Genomic DNA, 16,704 nt, shown 5'->3' with positions numbered 1-16,704 from the left:
GGTATCAAAACGCTGCCGCAGAGCGACAGCGTCGAAGGGCTTAATTCTGATTTGGGAAGAGCCCAAGGTTCTTCACAATGCCCAGTGATGGCGCAGCCTGGTTCAGGGTATAGAAGTGCAGAGCCGGCACGCCCTGGGCGATAAGCTTTTCGCACATCTGTGACACCACTTCTTCACCGAACTGGCGAATACTGGCACTGTCATCACCGTAAGATTCCAGCTGCTTACGCACCCAGCGCGGCAACTCGGCACCACAGGCATCAGAGAAACGTGCAAGCTTCATATAATTGGTGATCGGCATAATGCCGGGCACAACCGGTACCTCAATACCCATGGCCGCGAGGCGGTCCATAAAATAGAAGAAGCTGTCCGGGTTAAAGAAGTATTGGGTTATTGCTGAGTCAGCCCCGGCTTCAACCTTACGACGCAGGTTTTCCAGATCTGCATCCATGGACCAGGCCTGCGGGTGCACTTCCGGGTAGGCTGCCACTTCAATATGGAAATGATCGCCGGTCTCTTCACGAATAAAGGACACCAGCTCACTGGCATACTGGAAGTCCGAATTGCTCATATTCCCCATGCCCGATGGACGATCACCACGCAGGGCAATAATCCGGTTAATACCCAGAGACTTGTAGTCCTGCAGCAGGCTGCGGATATTGTCTTTGGAATCGCCGATGCAGGCCAGGTGGGGCATCACCGGCAGGCCGGTGGTTTGCTGTGTGGCGAGCAAAGTGCCACGGGTGCGGTCACGGGTGGAGCCGCCGGCGCCATAGGTCACCGAAAAAAACTCAGGGTTGCTCTCTGCAAGCAGGGCGGCCTGAATCTGTAGTTTCTCCGCGCCCGCTTCAGTCTGGGTTGGGAAGAATTCATAACTGATTGCTGTCATACCGCCATCCCCTTTAACTTTTATTTTTGTGGAGCCTGCAGATAGCAATGCTTGTTATCGAGCAGGCTCTCAGGGTTGCTGCCACCAAGCGGCGACAGCAGAAGGTTTTAGTACTTGTAGTCGTCAGTCTTGTAAGGACCATCAACAGGTACATGAATATAGCCGGCCTGCTTATCGGTGAGCTGAGTCATCACACCGCCAAAGCCTTCAACCATATAGCGGGCAACTTCTTCATCAAGCTTCTTGGGCAGAACCTGTACAGATACTGCCGCAGCTTTCTGGTCAGCCGGCAGGTTGGCGAAGTCAGCCTTGAACAGATGAATCTGTGCCAGAACCTGGTTGGCAAAAGAGCCATCCATAATCCGTGACGGGTGACCGGTGGCATTTCCCAGATTGACCAGACGACCTTCGGACAGCAGCAACAGATGGTCAGCGTCATCTTCGGAGCGGAAGATCTTGTGAACCTGAGGTTTGATTTCATCCCAGCGCCAGTTGTCACGCATATAGGCAGTATCAATCTCAGTATCGAAGTGGCCAATGTTGCAGACGACACAGCCAGGCTTCAGGTTGCGCAGCATGGCGGCATCGCAGACATGCACATTACCGGTGGTGGTCACGACCAGATCAGTATTGCTCAGCAGCGCTTTATTGATGGATGAGTCATCACCGCCGTTCACACCGTTGATATAAGGAGAGACAACCTCGAAGCCATCCATACAGGCCTGCATGGCACAGATCGGGTCAACCTCGGTGACTTTAACAATCATGCCTTCCTGACGCAGGGAGGCTGCGGAGCCTTTGCCCACATCGCCATAGCCGATAACCAGAGCCTTCTTGCCTGCCAGCAAGTGGTCAGTTGCACGCTTGATGGCATCGTTCAGAGAGTGACGGCAGCCGTACTTGTTATCGTTCTTGCTCTTGGTGATGGCGTCGTTCACGTTGATGGCCGGAACCTTGAGAGTGCCTTCCGCCAGCATTTCCAACAGACGATGCACACCGGTGGTGGTCTCTTCAGATACCCCATGGCACTTATCCAGAATATGTGGGTATTTGTTGTGCAACAGCAGAGTGAGGTCGCCGCCATCGTCCAGAATGATATTGGGTTCCCAGTTCGGCACATCTGCACCAACAGTACGTTCCAGGCACCATTGGTATTCCTCTTCGGTTTCACCTTTCCAGGCAAAGACCGGGATGTTCTGAGCTGCGATGGCAGCAGCGGCATGATCCTGAGTCGAGAAAATATTACAGGAGGACCAGCGAACCTCAGCACCGAGTGCGACTAAAGTCTCAATCAGTACGGCAGTCTGAATGGTCATATGAATGCAGCCCATAATGCGGGCGCCTTTCAGGGGCTGTTCATCGTGGTAGCGAGCCCGGATAGCCATAAGTGCCGGCATCTCGGATTCCGCGATTTGGATCTCTTTACGGCCCCAGTCGGCAAGGGAGATATCTGCGACCTTGTAATCACCAAAACCATCAAGATTGGCTGCATTCATAGGGTATCTCTTCTCATTGTGGTGGCTTTTATTAAAGAGCTTCGCCCGTTAATCAACGGTCTTTTTGGAACCTGTCTGCGGAGCGAGCTGTCTGATTATTGTTGTTTGTCATGGCAGTCTAGCAACACGAAATGGCTATATCAATTTATTTTGATATAGCGACTTGTTTCCTCTCTCCCGCCACAAAGCCCGCAGAAAGCGCCGGTGTCAGCATAACTAACAACCCTGTCAGTAAGTCAGAAGAAATCACGGGAATGTTAGGGGTTCAGATCAGTCATACATGTAGACCTGAAAATAGCTCCGGGCTGTTACTGCATTTAGGGCAGATGGTCAGCAGTGTTAACTGATCCCGAACCGATATAGGAGGACAGGGAATGAAAAGGAATAAGTCAGCAGGGCCTGCTATCAAAGTTGCGGGACTGGCTTTAACAGTCATGGCCACAGTGGCCTTTGGTGATACCGGCTATAACGCTGGTAGCGGTTTCATGGGAGAGGAAAAACTCTATAAGCGTCTTCCTGCAGAAGAGCGTAAGGAGCGAAACACTCTGTCCAAAACTGAGCGTCGTGAACTGGCTCAGCAAGATGCTGCGAAAGCGGCTTCTGTGCAGGTTAAAAAGCCTGGCGTTGTAGACTCTTCCAGAGTCGAGAAGGTGCCTGCCAAGGTAACTAAGCCTGTACCTTCCAAAAGCTCAGTACCAGCTTCGTCTGCTGCTAAGTCAAGCGAAAGCAAGTCTAAGTCCAGCTCCGTGGTTAAGCCTACTCCAAGCGTAAGCAAGCCTGCTCCAAGTGTGACCAAGCCAACACAGAGCGTGACTCCACCTGCTCCAAGTGTGACCGAGCCAACACCAAGCGTGACTCAACCTGCTCCAAGTGTGACCAAGCCAACGCCGAGCATAACTCAACCTGCTCCAAGTGTGGACAAGCCAACGCCGAGCGTAACTCAGCCTGCTCCAAGTGTGACCAAGCCAGCGCCAAGCGTGACTCAGTCCCAGCCTGCAGTTTCATCCACTGAAACTCCAAAGGAAACTAATCCTCCACAGCCTGTGGAAGTTGTTAAGAAGGGTGGTAAGGGTATATTCCGAAAGGGATTTGATTACGCCTGGAATTATTTTGCGGGTAGTACATCCGAGCCTAAGGACGAACCCGCTAAGGATGCGCCTCAGAACAGTGAAACTGTGACTGACAGCGGTTCTACTTCTACGACAAGCAGTGAGACTGGAAGTCAAACCATACCTCCTGTTTCTCCGTCTACGACTGAAAGTAGCTTCACTTCTACTAGCAGTGAGACAGAGAGCCAAACCATTCCTCCAGTTACCAGCACAAGCGAGTCTATTGTTCCGCCTGTGACTGAAACAAGTTCCACTTCCACGTCCAGCAGTGAGACTGTGATTCCTTCACCTTCCTCTACGGAAAGTGTGACTGAAACAAGTACTCCGGCTTCCTCTACTGCTTCTTCCTCATCTGTAACTGTTGAGGAAACACCAGCTCCTGAAGCAAAAAATGCTGACGACAAGAAAGAAGATGAAACCGTAGAAACCAAAGATGGTAAGAAAGATGGCGAGACCCAGTCCCAGCGTCAGGACGACGTTCAGGATAACTCTCTGACCAATACTATCTTCGATGAAGACTTCATGTATCAGGTTAACATGGCCTATAAATACCGGACGGCTACCCGTAGCCCAGAGTATCTGGAGAACCTGGAAAACGCCTTTATCCACCTGTACAACAATCTACCTGTTCGCAAGAGCACAGATCCTAACCTGTCAGGTGATATGGTTGGTCGTTTAGACAGCGATATTATCGGCGGACATCCTGTACCGGACTTCAAGAAGGACATGTTTGGTCACTACCCGGCTGTCAGAGGTTCTTTCAGCGCTAACGGTGCTCCTTCCATGAGTATCAAGTTCCGCGTATTTAATCGTGCCAGCACATGGTCTGACTACACAGACGAAGGCGCTACGCCATGTACTGAAGGTACCTTCCAGGTCACTTTGACCGCTAACGGTAGCAACGGTGCATACGGCTGGTTTGTCGCGGTTGATCCATCCAGTGAGCTTAAGCGGGATGAGATTGATCAGTGTCTGACGAACTCCAACACCGCCTTCAGCAAGAAGAGCGTGGAAGTTCGTGAGGCTGTCGATCATCACGCAGCCATGATTGAAGCCATCCTACTGATGGTTGCTGAAGGCAAAGCCTCTACCGACAACCACATGTTTGTTATGGAAGAAGCTGACCTGCTTGAGCATAAAAAGCTGAAGTCCCATGTACGCAGCGATAAGGAAGTTGACGCACTTGGTAAACTGACGACTGGTGAATTCAAGATCCAGGTTAAGTAAGACCAGCGGCTTCAAAACCAAAAAAGCGGATAAGGTGAAAGCCTTATCCGCTTTTTTATATTGCAGAAGCGAGTGCTGGTTTACAGACCAGCTTGCTGACGCAGAGCTGCAGCCTTGTCAGTACGCTCCCAGGTGAAGTCTGCATCTTCACGACCAAAATGACCGTAAGCCGCAGTCGCCTGATAGATTGGACGCTTCAGGTCCAGCATGGCGATCAGGCCCTTTGGACGCAGGTCGAAGTTTTCGCGAACCAGTTCAACAATCTTGTCATCGCTGATCTTGCCAGTGCCGAAAGTGTTGATGCTGATGGAGGTTGGCTCGGCAACCCCGATAGCGTAAGACACCTGAATTTCACAACGGTCAGCCAGGCCGGCTGCAACAATGTTCTTGGCTACGTAACGGCCAGCGTAAGCTGCGGAACGGTCAACCTTGGATGGATCCTTGCCGGAGAACGCGCCACCACCGTGACGAGCCATACCGCCGTAGGTATCAACGATGATCTTACGACCAGTCAGGCCGCAGTCACCCACCGGGCCGCCGATTACGAAGTTGCCGGTTGGGTTGATGTGGTACTGAGTGCCTTCGTGCAGCCACTCGGCTGGCAGGGCTGGCTTGATCACTTCTTCCAGAACTTCACGACGCAGCTGCTCCAGGCTGATGCTTGGATCGTGCTGAGTGGACAGAACCACGGCATCGATGGCTACTGGCTTGCCATCTTCACCATAACGCATGGTGATCTGGCTCTTAGCATCCGGACGCAGCCAAGGCAGGGTCTTGTTCTTGCGCAGTTCCGCCTGACGCTGAACCAGCTTGTGGGAGTAGAAGATTGGAGCAGGCATCAGAGTGTCGGTTTCGTTCGTCGCGTAACCGAACATCAGACCTTGGTCGCCTGCACCCATTTCTTTCTCTTCGTTTTCGTCCACGCCCATGGCGATGTCCGGAGACTGCTTGCCGATAGCGTTCAGAACGGCAACGCTTTCACCGTCAAAGCCCAGGTCTCCGTGGTCGTAGCCAATGCTCTTCACAACGTTACGCACGATATCTTCAATATCAACGTAGGTGGCGGTACGCACTTCACCCGCTACGATAACCATACCGGTCTTGACCATGGTTTCTACGGCGACACGCGCGTCTGGATCATCCTTCAGGATGGCATCCAGAATGGCATCGGAGATCTGGTCGGCGATCTTGTCCGGATGGCCTTCAGAGACGGACTCGGACGTAAACAGGGAATATTCAGACATGGTTTAGTAATCCTCACTCACTTAATTCTTTAATCGATAGCTGTCTGTGGTGCTGGCGATAAAACTGCCGAACCTGAATCTGGAAGCCGTTACGCAGGCCTAAATACTGCGCCTCACCTGCGATAAGACCGGCTTCCCTCGCCCAGCCACTCAGCTCATCGGTGCTGAACCCCAGCCACAGATCACCACAGGTCTCTTTTACCCATTCCTGATCGTGCCGACTGAGCTCGCTGATAAACAGACTTGCGCCGGGTCGTAATAATGTTGCCGCTTCCCGAAAGATAGCGGCCGGTGCCGGAACATGGTGCAGAACCATGTTGGCGATAATGCAATCTACAGATAAACCTTCATCGGCCAGCAGGGACAGCTCACCGAGACGGTATTCAATATTGGTCGCGCCAGAACCCTTGGCATGTTCATTGGCCTGCTCCAGCATTTCGCGGGAGTTATCCAGGGCAATCACTCGTTCAAACTGCTTGGCGAGTTCCGGCAGGAACATACCCTCACCCGGACCCAGCTCCAGCACGGTACCGTTATGGTTGGCATCCACATGGGAGATCATTTCCAGAACGGTGTGGGCATAGAGTTCATGGTCAGCAATCAGTTCCTGATGCTGACGAAACGCCTGAACATTGCGGGAGAAAAATACTCTGGACTGTTCAGCGCGTGCCTGGCGGATTTCGTCCAGCCTTTTCCGATAAGCCGTAACCAAAGGCTGCTCATCGATTGCTTCAAACAGAGACTGAATCAGTTGTCCCTGTGCAGAATCGGATGGCGGAAGCGCACGGCGATAGAAGATGGAATTTCCTTCGCGGCGGGTCGTTACCAAACCCGCTTTTGCCAGCACCTTCAAGTGATGGCTGAGACCAGACTGGCGAGTATCCAGAATGCGAGTCAGCTCCAGAACACCAAGGGACTCTGTTCGTAACAAACGCAAAACATCCAGGCGCAGAGTATCCCCCATGGCTTTGCCAAGGGCTGCAAGAGTACTGAGGTCTGAATGGGATCCGGTTAGATCCGTGGAGTCTGCACCTGTAAGTGATGTGGAGTCAGGCGCAGAGCTGGCAATGGCGATTGTCATAGTTTCGCAGTGTAACAGCAAAAAACGGTGCATCAAAATATTTTGATATAGCGGTTTGTGCGGGCTGGAACCAATAGAGAGGAGTCTGAAAAGCCAGAGCACGGTTTCGGGGTTGGTTGCCCATCCCCGAAACGTGCACAACGCCGTTAATGCTTCGACTTTGCCTGCATGCTGTGAATGGTAAGGGCATGGCCATTCCATATTTCTATGATCTTCCTTGAGTGTTTTACGGTGACCGGTGTCATGGTCAGAGCAAGGTCTTCGGCAAAGCGGCAGCCCGCCTCTGAGTAAATATTTAAAGCGGAAACATTGGGAACCGTGATCGTATCTTCATAAGGCCGTCTTTCGGTAACCCGTTCATTCAAGCCCGTTTCCGGGTTGTACATGTAGGAGGATTCGTCACGGTATTTGGTCACAGTTACCTGTTTGGTTCCGCCTTCATGCAGATAAGCCGTGCAGGTTTTACCGAAGACCAGCCCCCAGCGGGAAACATGAATAAATTTTCCGCTCTTTTGTCCTGCTTCATAGGAGCCATGATGGCCAGCGTCACTGGCATCAAATGCATAGCCGTGTTGCTGATAAGACGGTGTCTGCTCAAACGTTTGGTTTACGGCATTCACATCTGTCACAAAGTACTTGGACTCGGTCAGATGAAACGGGTTGAGCGGGAACGGGTGAACGTAGCGTAAAACCACCGGCTGCTCGGCAGGCACAGCCTGAAGTTGATCATAAACTGATTGATTATAAGTCGAGACGTTCAAAGTCTCTGGTGGGTAACCCTTGTTACCGGATTGCGGCTCGCTGCCAACCAGAAAGGTCATTTCTTTAGTGGGGAAAAACAGTCCGCGTGTGACGATATCCCCTTTCTGCCCAACCAGAACACCACTGCCCCAATAGCCTGAAGGGCCAGGAGCGATGCTGTCACAAAGGGCAGGAAGTGCAGTCAATGAGAGACAGGCAGCAGTAATCGCGATGGTGATTGGCAGTAGCCTTGATCTTTGAGATACAGACATAGCTTGATTCTCCGGCAGACAGAATTTTATAAGCCGGAAAGTAATAGACACTCATGCACGCTCGTGCTGGTTAAAATTGTGAGTGTTGGCGGGGAATATGTAAGGGATCGTTAATGTAGTAACCGCATGAAAAATATCGGCAGGTTGTAAATTTACCGACTACAACGGGAGCGGCTTACCATTGCCTGTTCACGTTTCCCCCCGCAACCATTAGAATAGGCGCCTTTCCTGCTTTTACTCCTTACCCAATAATCAGGAGCTAGTGGTTCGATGATGACCCGCAGAGACCGCGCCAATGCGATCCGTGCCCTCAGCATGGACGCCGTACAGAAAGCAAAGTCCGGCCATCCAGGTGCCCCAATGGGCATGGCAGATATTGCTGAAGTTCTTTGGCGAGACAATCTCAAGCACAACCCGTCCAACCCGAACTGGGCTGACCGTGACCGTTTCGTTCTTTCCAACGGCCATGGTTCCATGCTGCTTTACTCCCTGCTGCACCTGACCGGTTATGACGTCACTATTGACGACATCAAGAACTTCCGTCAGCTGCACTCCAAGACTGCCGGTCACCCTGAGTACGGTTACGCACCAGGTATCGAGACCACCACTGGCCCTCTTGGTCAGGGTATCGCTAACGCGGTAGGTTTCGCGATCGCTGAAAAGACTCTGGCAGCCCAGTTTAACCGTCCTGGCCATAACATCGTTGACCACAACACCTACGTGTTCCTGGGCGACGGCTGCATGATGGAAGGTATCTCCCACGAAGTCTGCTCCCTGGCCGGTACTCTGGGTCTGGGCAAGCTGGTGGCTTTCTACGATGACAACGGCATCTCCATCGATGGCGAAGTAGAAGGCTGGTTCACCGACGATACCGTTAAGCGTTTTGAAGCTTACGGCTGGGAAGTCATTCCTGCGGTTGATGGCCACAGTGCAGATGCAATTGCTGCTGCCGTTGCTCAGGCTCGCAAGACGACCGACAAGCCAACCCTGATTTGCTGCAAGACCGTGATCGGTTTTGGTTCCCCGAACAAGCAGGGTAAGGAAGAGTGCCACGGCGCGCCGCTGGGTGATGAAGAAATTCAACTGACCCGCGCTCAGCTGGGCTGGACTTATGGTCCTTTTGAAGTTCCCGAAGAGATTTACAAGGAGTGGGACGGTCGTGAGAAAGGTGCCGCTGCCGAAGCCGAATGGGACACTCGTTTTGCCGCGTACCAGGCTGAGTATCCTGAGCTGGCGTCCGAGTTCAAACGCCGTGTTTCTGGAGAGCTGCCTGCAGACTTCTCTGGTCACGCTGCCGAATATATCCGTAGCTGTCAGGCCGAAGGTGCCAAGATTGCCAGCCGCAAAGCTTCTCAGAACACTCTGAATGCTTACGGTCCTAAACTGCCTGAATTCCTAGGTGGTTCCGCTGACCTGGCAGGTTCTAACCTGACTATCTGGAGTGGCTGCAAGAGCATTACCGGCAAAGACTTTGATGGTAACTACCTGCACTACGGTGTGCGTGAGTTTGGTATGACCGCCATCATGAACGGTATCGCCCTCCACGGCGGCTTTATTCCTTACGGCGCCACCTTCCTGGTGTTTATGGAATACGCCTGCAACGCTCTGCGTATGGCGGCCCTGATGAAGCAGCGTCAGATTCAGGTTTACACCCACGACTCCATCGGTCTGGGCGAAGACGGTCCGACTCACCAGCCGGTTGAACAGCTGGGCAGCATGCGTCTGACTCCAAACGTGAACACCTGGCGCCCATGCGACACCGTTGAAACTGCGGTAGCCTGGAAGCACGCGATCGAGCGTATGGATGGCCCAAGCGCACTGGTCTTCTCCCGTCAGAATCTGGAATGCATCACCCGTGATGACGCTCAGGTTGCCAACATTGAGCGCGGTGGTTATGTCCTGCGTGACTGTGAAGGCACCGCGGACCTGATCCTGATCGCTACCGGTTCTGAAGTAGAGCTGGCTGTAAATGCCTACGATGCCCTGACTGCCCAAGGTAAGAAGGTTCGCGTTGTTTCCATGCCAGCCACTGAAGTATTCGATGCTCAGGACGCCGAGTACCGTCAGCAGGTTCTGCCTCTGGAAGTCACTGCCCGTCTGGCGATCGAAGCGGCTGCGGCTGACTTCTGGTACAAGTATGTTGGTCTGGAAGGTCGCGTGATCGGCATGACCACCTTCGGTGAATCTGCACCTGCGGATGAGCTTTTCCGTGAGTTTGGCTTCACGCTGGATAATGTTCTAGCAACTGCTGAAGATATGCTGGAAGACATGGAATAAAACATTCCTTTTCCAGGCTTCTGATAAAAAAACCGCGTCAATTTTTGACGCGGTTTTTTTTGAATGGAGCTTTGTTGTCTTTTAAGAATTGGGGCCAGGTGATGGCATAAATCTTATGATTCTTAGAGGGTTTGGATGGCTGCAATGTTGAACACGAGATATTTTATCGCTATCCAGTGCCGCTTTGCTGCGATTGGCATCGTCTGAGTTGACCATAATGTCAGAAAGCTTAGGGTAATGATAAGGGTGAAATGAGCATATGATATTTAAGTCTGCATCCAAAACATCTGCTCTACTGCAAATGACTTTTTCCGGAGTGGTTTGGCTGAGGTGGATTATCCAGTTTAATGTATCCGATGTGTAGTAGCTCTCTTTTATAGTCGCAGGCTTTCCATGATAGATACATATCATATCCATCTCTTCAGAAAAAACAGACTGTCTATTCAGTTTGAATAACGGTTTCAACTGTTCATGGGTTGTTACCATATAGATCGTAGAGGAGTTATTACCATTTTGGTAAAAAGGTCCGATAGTATCTGGCTGAGGAGTGAGAAGGATAGAGTCTGGTTTGCCCTCGCGCAGGGTAATAGGTTTTGTCAGCCAGCAGTTTTGTTTATGTTCTTCCAGCTTGCTGAAAACGACAGATTTAAAGCACCGTTCACAGTTAACAGATCTGGACAGGCATTCTAAGTGCTGATGTTTTGCAAGTTCCTTTTGGGGAACTGATCTCAGGCATTGTGTGCATTCTACGGGTAGCATGATACAGGTTTGGTAGTGAAGAGTTAAAAGCCCCTGTTTAGTGTCCACTCCACAAGCCTTACAACTGACCATCCGCTCATCACACTTTTGCTTATGGGCATTGATTTCTTTTGCTGGAAAGCATTTGTTGCAATGACGGCACTGAAGCGGAATATTTGGGCAGTCATGTGACGAGAGCTCCTGGAGGGTGCCTGCTATAAAACCGCATTGATATTCACATTCCCTTTGAAAGGCCGCACCTGCCGGTTGGGTTGTTGGCTCATGCTGTTTCAGTGCTGCTTTAGTGACTAGGGGAAAGAGTGTAATCAGACGATCATAGAAATGTTTGTCCAACGCCCTTTCTGATGACGGTTTTTTCAGTGCATCCAGACACTTGTCTGTAAGCTGTTTAACCTCTGAAATGGTTTCACAATCAGCTTCCAAATTCCCTTCTTTGCAAGGGCGCTTTCTGCATTCTTTCTGATGATGATCCATTTGGAAGCGGGGAAACTCCTCACCGCAGCCAAAGCTACAATTTTCTTTGGTCTCCTGGCAGAGTTTTTTGTGAATCTCTAACTGCTTGAAGGAACCTTCCCATTGGCAATTTTTGGTTAAGCAAGAAAACGTAGTCTTTTCCAAAGCGTTAAGGTAATTCCTCTGGGAACTTAGGGCAGCTTTCCGATTAATAAGAGGCGCTTTGCACTCAGGGCATTCCCCTGACTCTAATTTGTCATAACAGCCCAGACAGTAGCGGTGTTCACTGTCGCAGACCCGCGTGATAGCCAGATCTTCAAAACAGAGTTTGCAGTCCTCAAATAAAGCGTTAAATGGGATAGACCATTCGGTACCGTTAATGGTTAGAGTGGTTCTGGCTCCCTGCATAATTCAACAACCCTATAATTTTGTACGGACAATAGATTAAGAGAAAGGGGAGCCGAAAAAGTTTCGATGCTGTTAGGAATATGCACAGGTCAGTCCGAACGGCTAACAGCTCGCAAAAGGTTTACACAATGCATCCCGTGTCCCAGGAATCTGAACTTGCAGCTTAACGTCTGCGATTTTTAATTTTTAACGACGCGGTGTTTTCTTTTTAGTGGGTTTATCAGGGCATACCGTAAATCTTATGATTCTCAAAGGATTTGGGTGGCTCCAACGTTGAAGACGAAGAATACTATTAACATCCAGTGCCGCTGTGCCTTGATTGAGATCGATCGAATTGATCATGATGTCAGAAAGCTTAGGGTAGTTATAAGGATGAAATGAGCATATGACATTGAAGTCTGAATCCAGAATATCGATTCGGCTTGGGATGACTTTTTCCGGAGTGCAGTGGCGGAGATAAAGCGTCCAGTTCAACTCGTTCGATGGTGTGGCGTAACTTTCCTGTATGGTCGCAGGCTCTCCATCATAGGCGCACTTCAAAACCATGTCCGCCGGAAAAACAGGTCGGCCATTCAACTTGAATAACGGCTTCAACTGCTCATGGGTTGTTACCATGTAGATCGTGGAGGAGCTATTACCATGTTGGTAAAACGGCCCAACCGACCTTGGCTGGGGAGTGAGAATAACAGGGCGTGGTTGACCCTCGCGTAGGGTGATAGGTTTTGTAAGCCAGCAATTCTGTATGTGTCGTTCCAGCCCGCTGAAAACGACGGGTGTAAAGCATCGTTCACAATTAGCAGCTCTCGAGGGGCATAGTGACTCTTGATGTTGCTCAAGTTCTCTGAGGGGCACAGGCCTCTGGCACTGTATGCAATTTATGGGTTGTTTGATGCATGATTTAAAATGCAGAGCTAAAAGTCCTTGTTTGGTGTTATCCCCACAAAATTCGCAACTGATGATCCGCTCATCACACTTTGGTTCATGGACACCAATCTCTTTCGTTAAAAAGTGATCCTTGCAGTGGCGGCATTGGAGCGGAACATTCGGGCAGTTATGTAAGGAAAGCTCCTGGAAGGAGGTTGCTATAAAACCACACTGATATGTACATACTGTTTGAGGTGTCGCACCTGCCGGTTGGGTGACTGGCTCATGTTCCCCCAACGCTGCATCAACGATGAGGGGGAAGAGTGTGATCAGACGTTGATATAAATGTTTTTCAGATTCCCTTTCTAATGACGTTCCTTCCAGTGCATTCTGACACTCGGATCTAAGCTGTTTAATCTCTGAAATGGTTTCATAGCTAGCGTCCAAACACCCTTCTTTGTAAGGGCGCTTCCTGCATACAGTCTGATGATCATCCAGTTGGAAACGGGGAATATCTTCACCACACCCAAAACTGCAAGGCTCTTTGGTCTCCAAACAGGTTTGTTTATGGGCATCTAACTGATCGAAGGAACCTTCCCATGAGCAATGTTTGGTTAGGCAAGAAAACGTAGTCTTTTCCAAAGCGTTAAGGTAATTCCTCTGGGAACTTAGGGCGGCTTTCCGATTAATAAGAGGCGCTTTGCACTCAGGGCATGTTCCCGTTGTCAATTGGTCATAACAGCCCAGACAGTAGCGGTGTTCATTGTCGCAGACCCGCGTGATAGCCAGATCGTTAAAACAGAGTTTGCAGTCCCCCAGTAAAGAGTTAAATGGGATAGACCACTCGGTACCGTTAATGGTTAAAGTGGTTCTGGCACTTTGCATAATTCAATAACCCTATAAGCTCACACGGGAAATAATTGAGAGCAAAGGGATTCGGGAAAGTTTCAATGCCAGTGCCAAGGCTGTCAGGAATATGCGCAGGTCAGTTCGAGCTGATATCGGATGTGGCAAACACTCCAGCTGTTCCTGTCGTTCTGCCTAATGCCGATATGTGTGTTTAAGGGCGTTTACTTTTTCATAAACCTTATTATTCTTAAATGACTCGGATGGCTGTAGTGTTCAAGGCGAGATATCTCATCCTTATGCAGTGCTGCTGTATCTTTATCTCTATCATTCGCATTTATTTCGATATCAGTGATCTTGGGGTACCAATTACGATAAAACGAGCAGATGATATTTGAGTCTGCATCCAGAACATCGGCTCTGCTGGTAATGAAATTATTCGGATAGCGTTGGCGGAGGCAGAGCATCCACCTCTTCTCACCCCATATGGTGAAACTTTCCTGCATCGTCGCAGGCTCGCCATCATAGGTACATCTCAAGACCAAATCTCTTGGAAATACATGTTTGTGATGCTGTTTGGGCAACGACTTCAATTGATCATGGGTTGTTACCATGTAGATCACCGAGGAGTTATTACCGTTTTGGTAAAACGGCCCGACAGAATCTGGCTGAGGAGTGAGAAGGATAGCGTCTGGTTTACCCTCGCGCAGAGTGACAGGTTTTGTAAGCCAGCAACCTTGTTTATGGGCTTCCAGCTCACTGAAAACAACAGACGTAAAGCATCGTTCACAGTCAATAAGCCTTGATAGACACTGTGTTTGTTTATGTTGCTCAAGTTCTTGTCGGACGACCATACACTGGCATTGCGGACATTCTTCTGGATGTTTGATGCACGATTGAAAATGCAGAGCTAAAAGCACCTGTTTAGTGTCTACTCCGCACAACCTACAACTGACAACTCGTTCATCACAGATTGACTCATGGCCACCAATCTCTTTTGGTAAAACGTGGTTTTTGCAGTGGCGGCATGTAAGTGGAACATTCGGGCAGATATGGGAAGAGATCTCTTTGATAGAGGACGCTATAAAACCACATTTGTATGCACATTCCTTCTGATACACCGTCCCTGTTGGTTGTGTGACGGGCTCATGCTCTTCCAGTGCCGCATCAGCAACCAGGGGAAAAATCCTGACCAAGCGTTCATATAAATGGTTTTTTGATCCCTGTTCCAGAGACGTTTTTTTCAATGCATCCTGACATTCGCTTTTCAGCTGTTTAACCTCTAATACGGTTTCATAATCAGTCACCAAATTCCCTTCTTTGTAAGGGCGTTTCCTGCACTCTGTCTGATGATGCTTTATTTGGTAGCGGAACAAATGCTCACCACAGCCAAAGCTACAACGCTCTTTGGTCTCCAGGCAGAGTTTTTTGTGAATCTCTAACTGCTTAAAGGAACCTTCCCATTGGCAATTTTGGGTTAAGCAAAAAAACGTAGTCTTTTCCAAAGCGTTAAGGTAATTCCTTTGGGAGCTTAGGGCGGCTTTTCGATCAATAAGCTCTTTTTTGCACTCAGGGCACTCCCCTGTCTCAAATTTGTCATAACAACCCAGACAGTAGCGGTGTTCACTGTCGCAGACCCGCGTGATAGCCAGATCGTTAAAACAGATCTTGCAGTCCTCCAGTAACGGGTTCAATGGGATAGACCATTCGGTACCGTTAATGGTTAAAGTGGTTCTGGCTCCCTGCATAATTCAACAACCCTATGATCTTGTATGGACAATAGATTGAGAGAAAGGGGAGCCGAAAAAGTTTCCAGGCTGTTACCGAGGCTGTCAGGGATATGCACAGGCAAGTCCAGCCTGATGACAGCGCTCAAACGCTCTACACAATAAATCCTGTGTCCCGGCCAGCGAAGCAGTTAATATTGCTGTCACCGAATAAATCAAAGATGTTTTAGCAGGCTATGGCTTCAAGGGTTGCGATCAACGGCTACGGCCGAATCGGGCAGTGTGTTCTCAGGGCGCTCTATGAGAATAACTACCGGAAAGATATTCAGGTTGTGGCCATCAATGAGCTGGCGGATATCAACACCATTGCGTATCTGACCCGCTATGACACAACCCATGGTCGTGTGCCTTTTACCGTGGATCATGAAGGTGATGAGCTGATTATTAATGGTCAGGATCGCATTCGCATTCTTCGGGAGGAAGGCCCTGAAAACCTGTCATGGCATGAGCAGGAAATCGACCTGCTGCTCGAATGCTCCGGCTCGTTTAACAGTCGTGCTGTTGCACAGCAGCATATTGTCAGCGGAACACCTCGCCTGCTGTTTTCCCAACCTGCCCAGGCGGATGTGGATGCCACCATTGTTTATGGCGTGAATGAGGAACTGCTCGATTTAAACCACCAGATTGTGTCGAGTGCGTCCTGTACAACCAACTGTCTGGTGCCGGTTCTAAAACTTCTGGATGAGCACTGGGGGATTAGCGAAGGCACCAGTACCACGATTCACTCGGCGATGAATGATCAGCCGGTTATCGATGCCTACCACAAAAACGATCTCCGGCTGACCCGCAGCGCCCTGCACTCCATTATTCCTGTTGATACCGGTCTGGCTAAAGGTATTGAGCGACTTCTCCCGGACTTAACCGGACGCTTCAAGGCGCTCTCCATGCGTGTGCCAACAATTAATGTTTCAGTGATTGATCTGACCGTAAACCTGAAGGCGGATGTAACGGATGAGCAGGTCAATGCGTTGATGAAGCAGATGTCTCTGGATGGTCGGCTCAAGGGTATTCTGGGTTATAGCGAAGAGCCTCATGCCTCCGTGGACTTTAACCATGACAGCCGCTCGGTGATTATTGATGGCACCCAGACCATGGTCAGTGGCAAGCGGATGCTGAAAATGCTGCTGTGGTTTGATAACGAATGGGGCTTTGCCAATCGAATGCTGGATGTGAGCCGAAGCTGGCTTTCACTTTGATAATACGTATCGCGTGAGTGGAAGTAACAGGTATGTAAATCTAAGTTATAACACG

The 16,704-nt window shown here is 50.0% G+C and carries 11 protein-coding genes; 3 read left to right on the top strand and 8 right to left on the bottom strand.

The window, feature by feature from the left end:
- Nucleotides 1–40: 40 nt before the first annotated feature.
- Nucleotides 41–889: a methylenetetrahydrofolate reductase [NAD(P)H] gene (metF, locus tag EHSB41UT_RS10495; RefSeq protein WP_087109512.1), complete on the bottom strand. Its 849-nt coding sequence runs from the start codon at nucleotides 887–889 to the stop codon at nucleotides 41–43.
- Nucleotides 890–996: 107 nt separating this feature from the next.
- Entirely contained in the window at nucleotides 997–2,385 is a 1,389-nt protein-coding gene (gene ahcY / locus EHSB41UT_RS10490; protein WP_087109510.1) for an adenosylhomocysteinase, read from the bottom strand.
- A gap of 374 nt (nucleotides 2,386–2,759) precedes the next feature.
- Between ahcY and EHSB41UT_RS10485 the strand changes: the two genes are divergently transcribed.
- Nucleotides 2,760–4,721, top strand: a complete 1,962-nt coding sequence (locus tag EHSB41UT_RS10485) for a ribosomal eL19 family protein (RefSeq protein ID WP_087109508.1) — start codon at nucleotides 2,760–2,762, stop codon at nucleotides 4,719–4,721.
- Nucleotides 4,722–4,801: 80 nt separating this feature from the next.
- Here EHSB41UT_RS10485 and metK read toward each other — a convergent pair whose 3' ends face one another.
- From metK to EHSB41UT_RS10470, 3 genes are all read right to left on the bottom strand, one after another.
- Nucleotides 4,802–5,965: a methionine adenosyltransferase gene (gene metK / locus EHSB41UT_RS10480; protein ID WP_087109507.1), complete on the bottom strand. Its 1,164-nt coding sequence runs from the start codon at nucleotides 5,963–5,965 to the stop codon at nucleotides 4,802–4,804.
- A gap of 13 nt (nucleotides 5,966–5,978) precedes the next feature.
- Nucleotides 5,979–7,046 carry an ArsR/SmtB family transcription factor gene (locus tag EHSB41UT_RS10475; RefSeq protein ID WP_087109865.1) on the bottom strand — a complete coding sequence of 356 codons (1,068 nt, stop codon included), beginning with the start codon at nucleotides 7,044–7,046 and terminating at the stop codon, nucleotides 5,979–5,981.
- A gap of 146 nt (nucleotides 7,047–7,192) precedes the next feature.
- On the bottom strand, nucleotides 7,193–8,059 hold the full coding sequence (locus EHSB41UT_RS10470) for a hypothetical protein (protein WP_133060471.1): 867 nt from the start codon (nucleotides 8,057–8,059) through the stop codon (nucleotides 7,193–7,195).
- Between the two features lie 270 nt (nucleotides 8,060–8,329).
- On the opposite strand from EHSB41UT_RS10470, the gene tkt reads away from it, so the two are divergent.
- Nucleotides 8,330–10,336 carry a transketolase gene (gene tkt, locus EHSB41UT_RS10465; protein WP_087109503.1) on the top strand — a complete coding sequence of 669 codons (2,007 nt, stop codon included), beginning with the start codon at nucleotides 8,330–8,332 and terminating at the stop codon, nucleotides 10,334–10,336.
- An 81-nt stretch (nucleotides 10,337–10,417) separates the two neighbouring features.
- Here tkt and EHSB41UT_RS10460 read toward each other — a convergent pair whose 3' ends face one another.
- From EHSB41UT_RS10460 to EHSB41UT_RS10455, 3 genes are all read right to left on the bottom strand, one after another.
- Nucleotides 10,418–11,956, bottom strand: a complete 1,539-nt coding sequence (locus tag EHSB41UT_RS10460) for a hypothetical protein (protein ID WP_087109500.1) — start codon at nucleotides 11,954–11,956, stop codon at nucleotides 10,418–10,420.
- A gap of 186 nt (nucleotides 11,957–12,142) precedes the next feature.
- Nucleotides 12,143–13,462 (bottom strand): hypothetical protein, encoded by a 1,320-nt coding sequence (locus tag EHSB41UT_RS24480; protein WP_133060469.1) that lies wholly within the window; start codon nucleotides 13,460–13,462, stop codon nucleotides 12,143–12,145.
- Between the two features lie 428 nt (nucleotides 13,463–13,890).
- Nucleotides 13,891–15,414, bottom strand: a complete 1,524-nt coding sequence (locus EHSB41UT_RS10455) for a hypothetical protein (protein ID WP_087109497.1) — start codon at nucleotides 15,412–15,414, stop codon at nucleotides 13,891–13,893.
- A 215-nt stretch (nucleotides 15,415–15,629) separates the two neighbouring features.
- On the opposite strand from EHSB41UT_RS10455, the gene EHSB41UT_RS10450 reads away from it, so the two are divergent.
- On the top strand, nucleotides 15,630–16,649 hold the full coding sequence (locus EHSB41UT_RS10450; RefSeq protein WP_087109495.1) for a type I glyceraldehyde-3-phosphate dehydrogenase: 1,020 nt from the start codon (nucleotides 15,630–15,632) through the stop codon (nucleotides 16,647–16,649).
- Nucleotides 16,650–16,704: the final 55 nt, after the last annotated feature.

This window comes from Parendozoicomonas haliclonae, assembly GCF_900174585.1.
GTDB classification, from domain to species: domain Bacteria; phylum Pseudomonadota; class Gammaproteobacteria; order Pseudomonadales; family Endozoicomonadaceae; genus Sansalvadorimonas; species Sansalvadorimonas haliclonae.
Note: the sequence above shows the minus strand (reverse complement) of the source record. Positions and strands in the feature narration are given on the sequence as shown.

What these genes read in the sequence shown, in the direction of transcription:
- metF (WP_087109512.1), bottom strand. Translation starts at nt 889, where the DNA reads ATGACAGCAATCAGTTATGAATTCTTCCCAACCCAGACTGAAGCGGGC.
- ahcY (WP_087109510.1), bottom strand. Translation starts at nt 2,385, where the DNA reads ATGAATGCAGCCAATCTTGATGGTTTTGGTGATTACAAGGTCGCAGAT.
- EHSB41UT_RS10485 (WP_087109508.1), top strand. Translation starts at nt 2,760, where the DNA reads ATGAAAAGGAATAAGTCAGCAGGGCCTGCTATCAAAGTTGCGGGACTG.
- metK (WP_087109507.1), bottom strand. Translation starts at nt 5,965, where the DNA reads ATGTCTGAATATTCCCTGTTTACGTCCGAGTCCGTCTCTGAAGGCCAT.
- EHSB41UT_RS10475 (WP_087109865.1), bottom strand. Translation starts at nt 7,046, where the DNA reads ATGACAATCGCCATTGCCAGCTCTGCGCCTGACTCCACATCACTTACA.
- EHSB41UT_RS10470 (WP_133060471.1), bottom strand. Translation starts at nt 8,059, where the DNA reads ATGTCTGTATCTCAAAGATCAAGGCTACTGCCAATCACCATCGCGATT.
- tkt (WP_087109503.1), top strand. Translation starts at nt 8,330, where the DNA reads ATGATGACCCGCAGAGACCGCGCCAATGCGATCCGTGCCCTCAGCATG.
- EHSB41UT_RS10460 (WP_087109500.1), bottom strand. Translation starts at nt 11,956, where the DNA reads ATGCAGGGAGCCAGAACCACTCTAACCATTAACGGTACCGAATGGTCT.
- EHSB41UT_RS10455 (WP_087109497.1), bottom strand. Translation starts at nt 15,414, where the DNA reads ATGCAGGGAGCCAGAACCACTTTAACCATTAACGGTACCGAATGGTCT.
- EHSB41UT_RS10450 (WP_087109495.1), top strand. Translation starts at nt 15,630, where the DNA reads ATGGCTTCAAGGGTTGCGATCAACGGCTACGGCCGAATCGGGCAGTGT.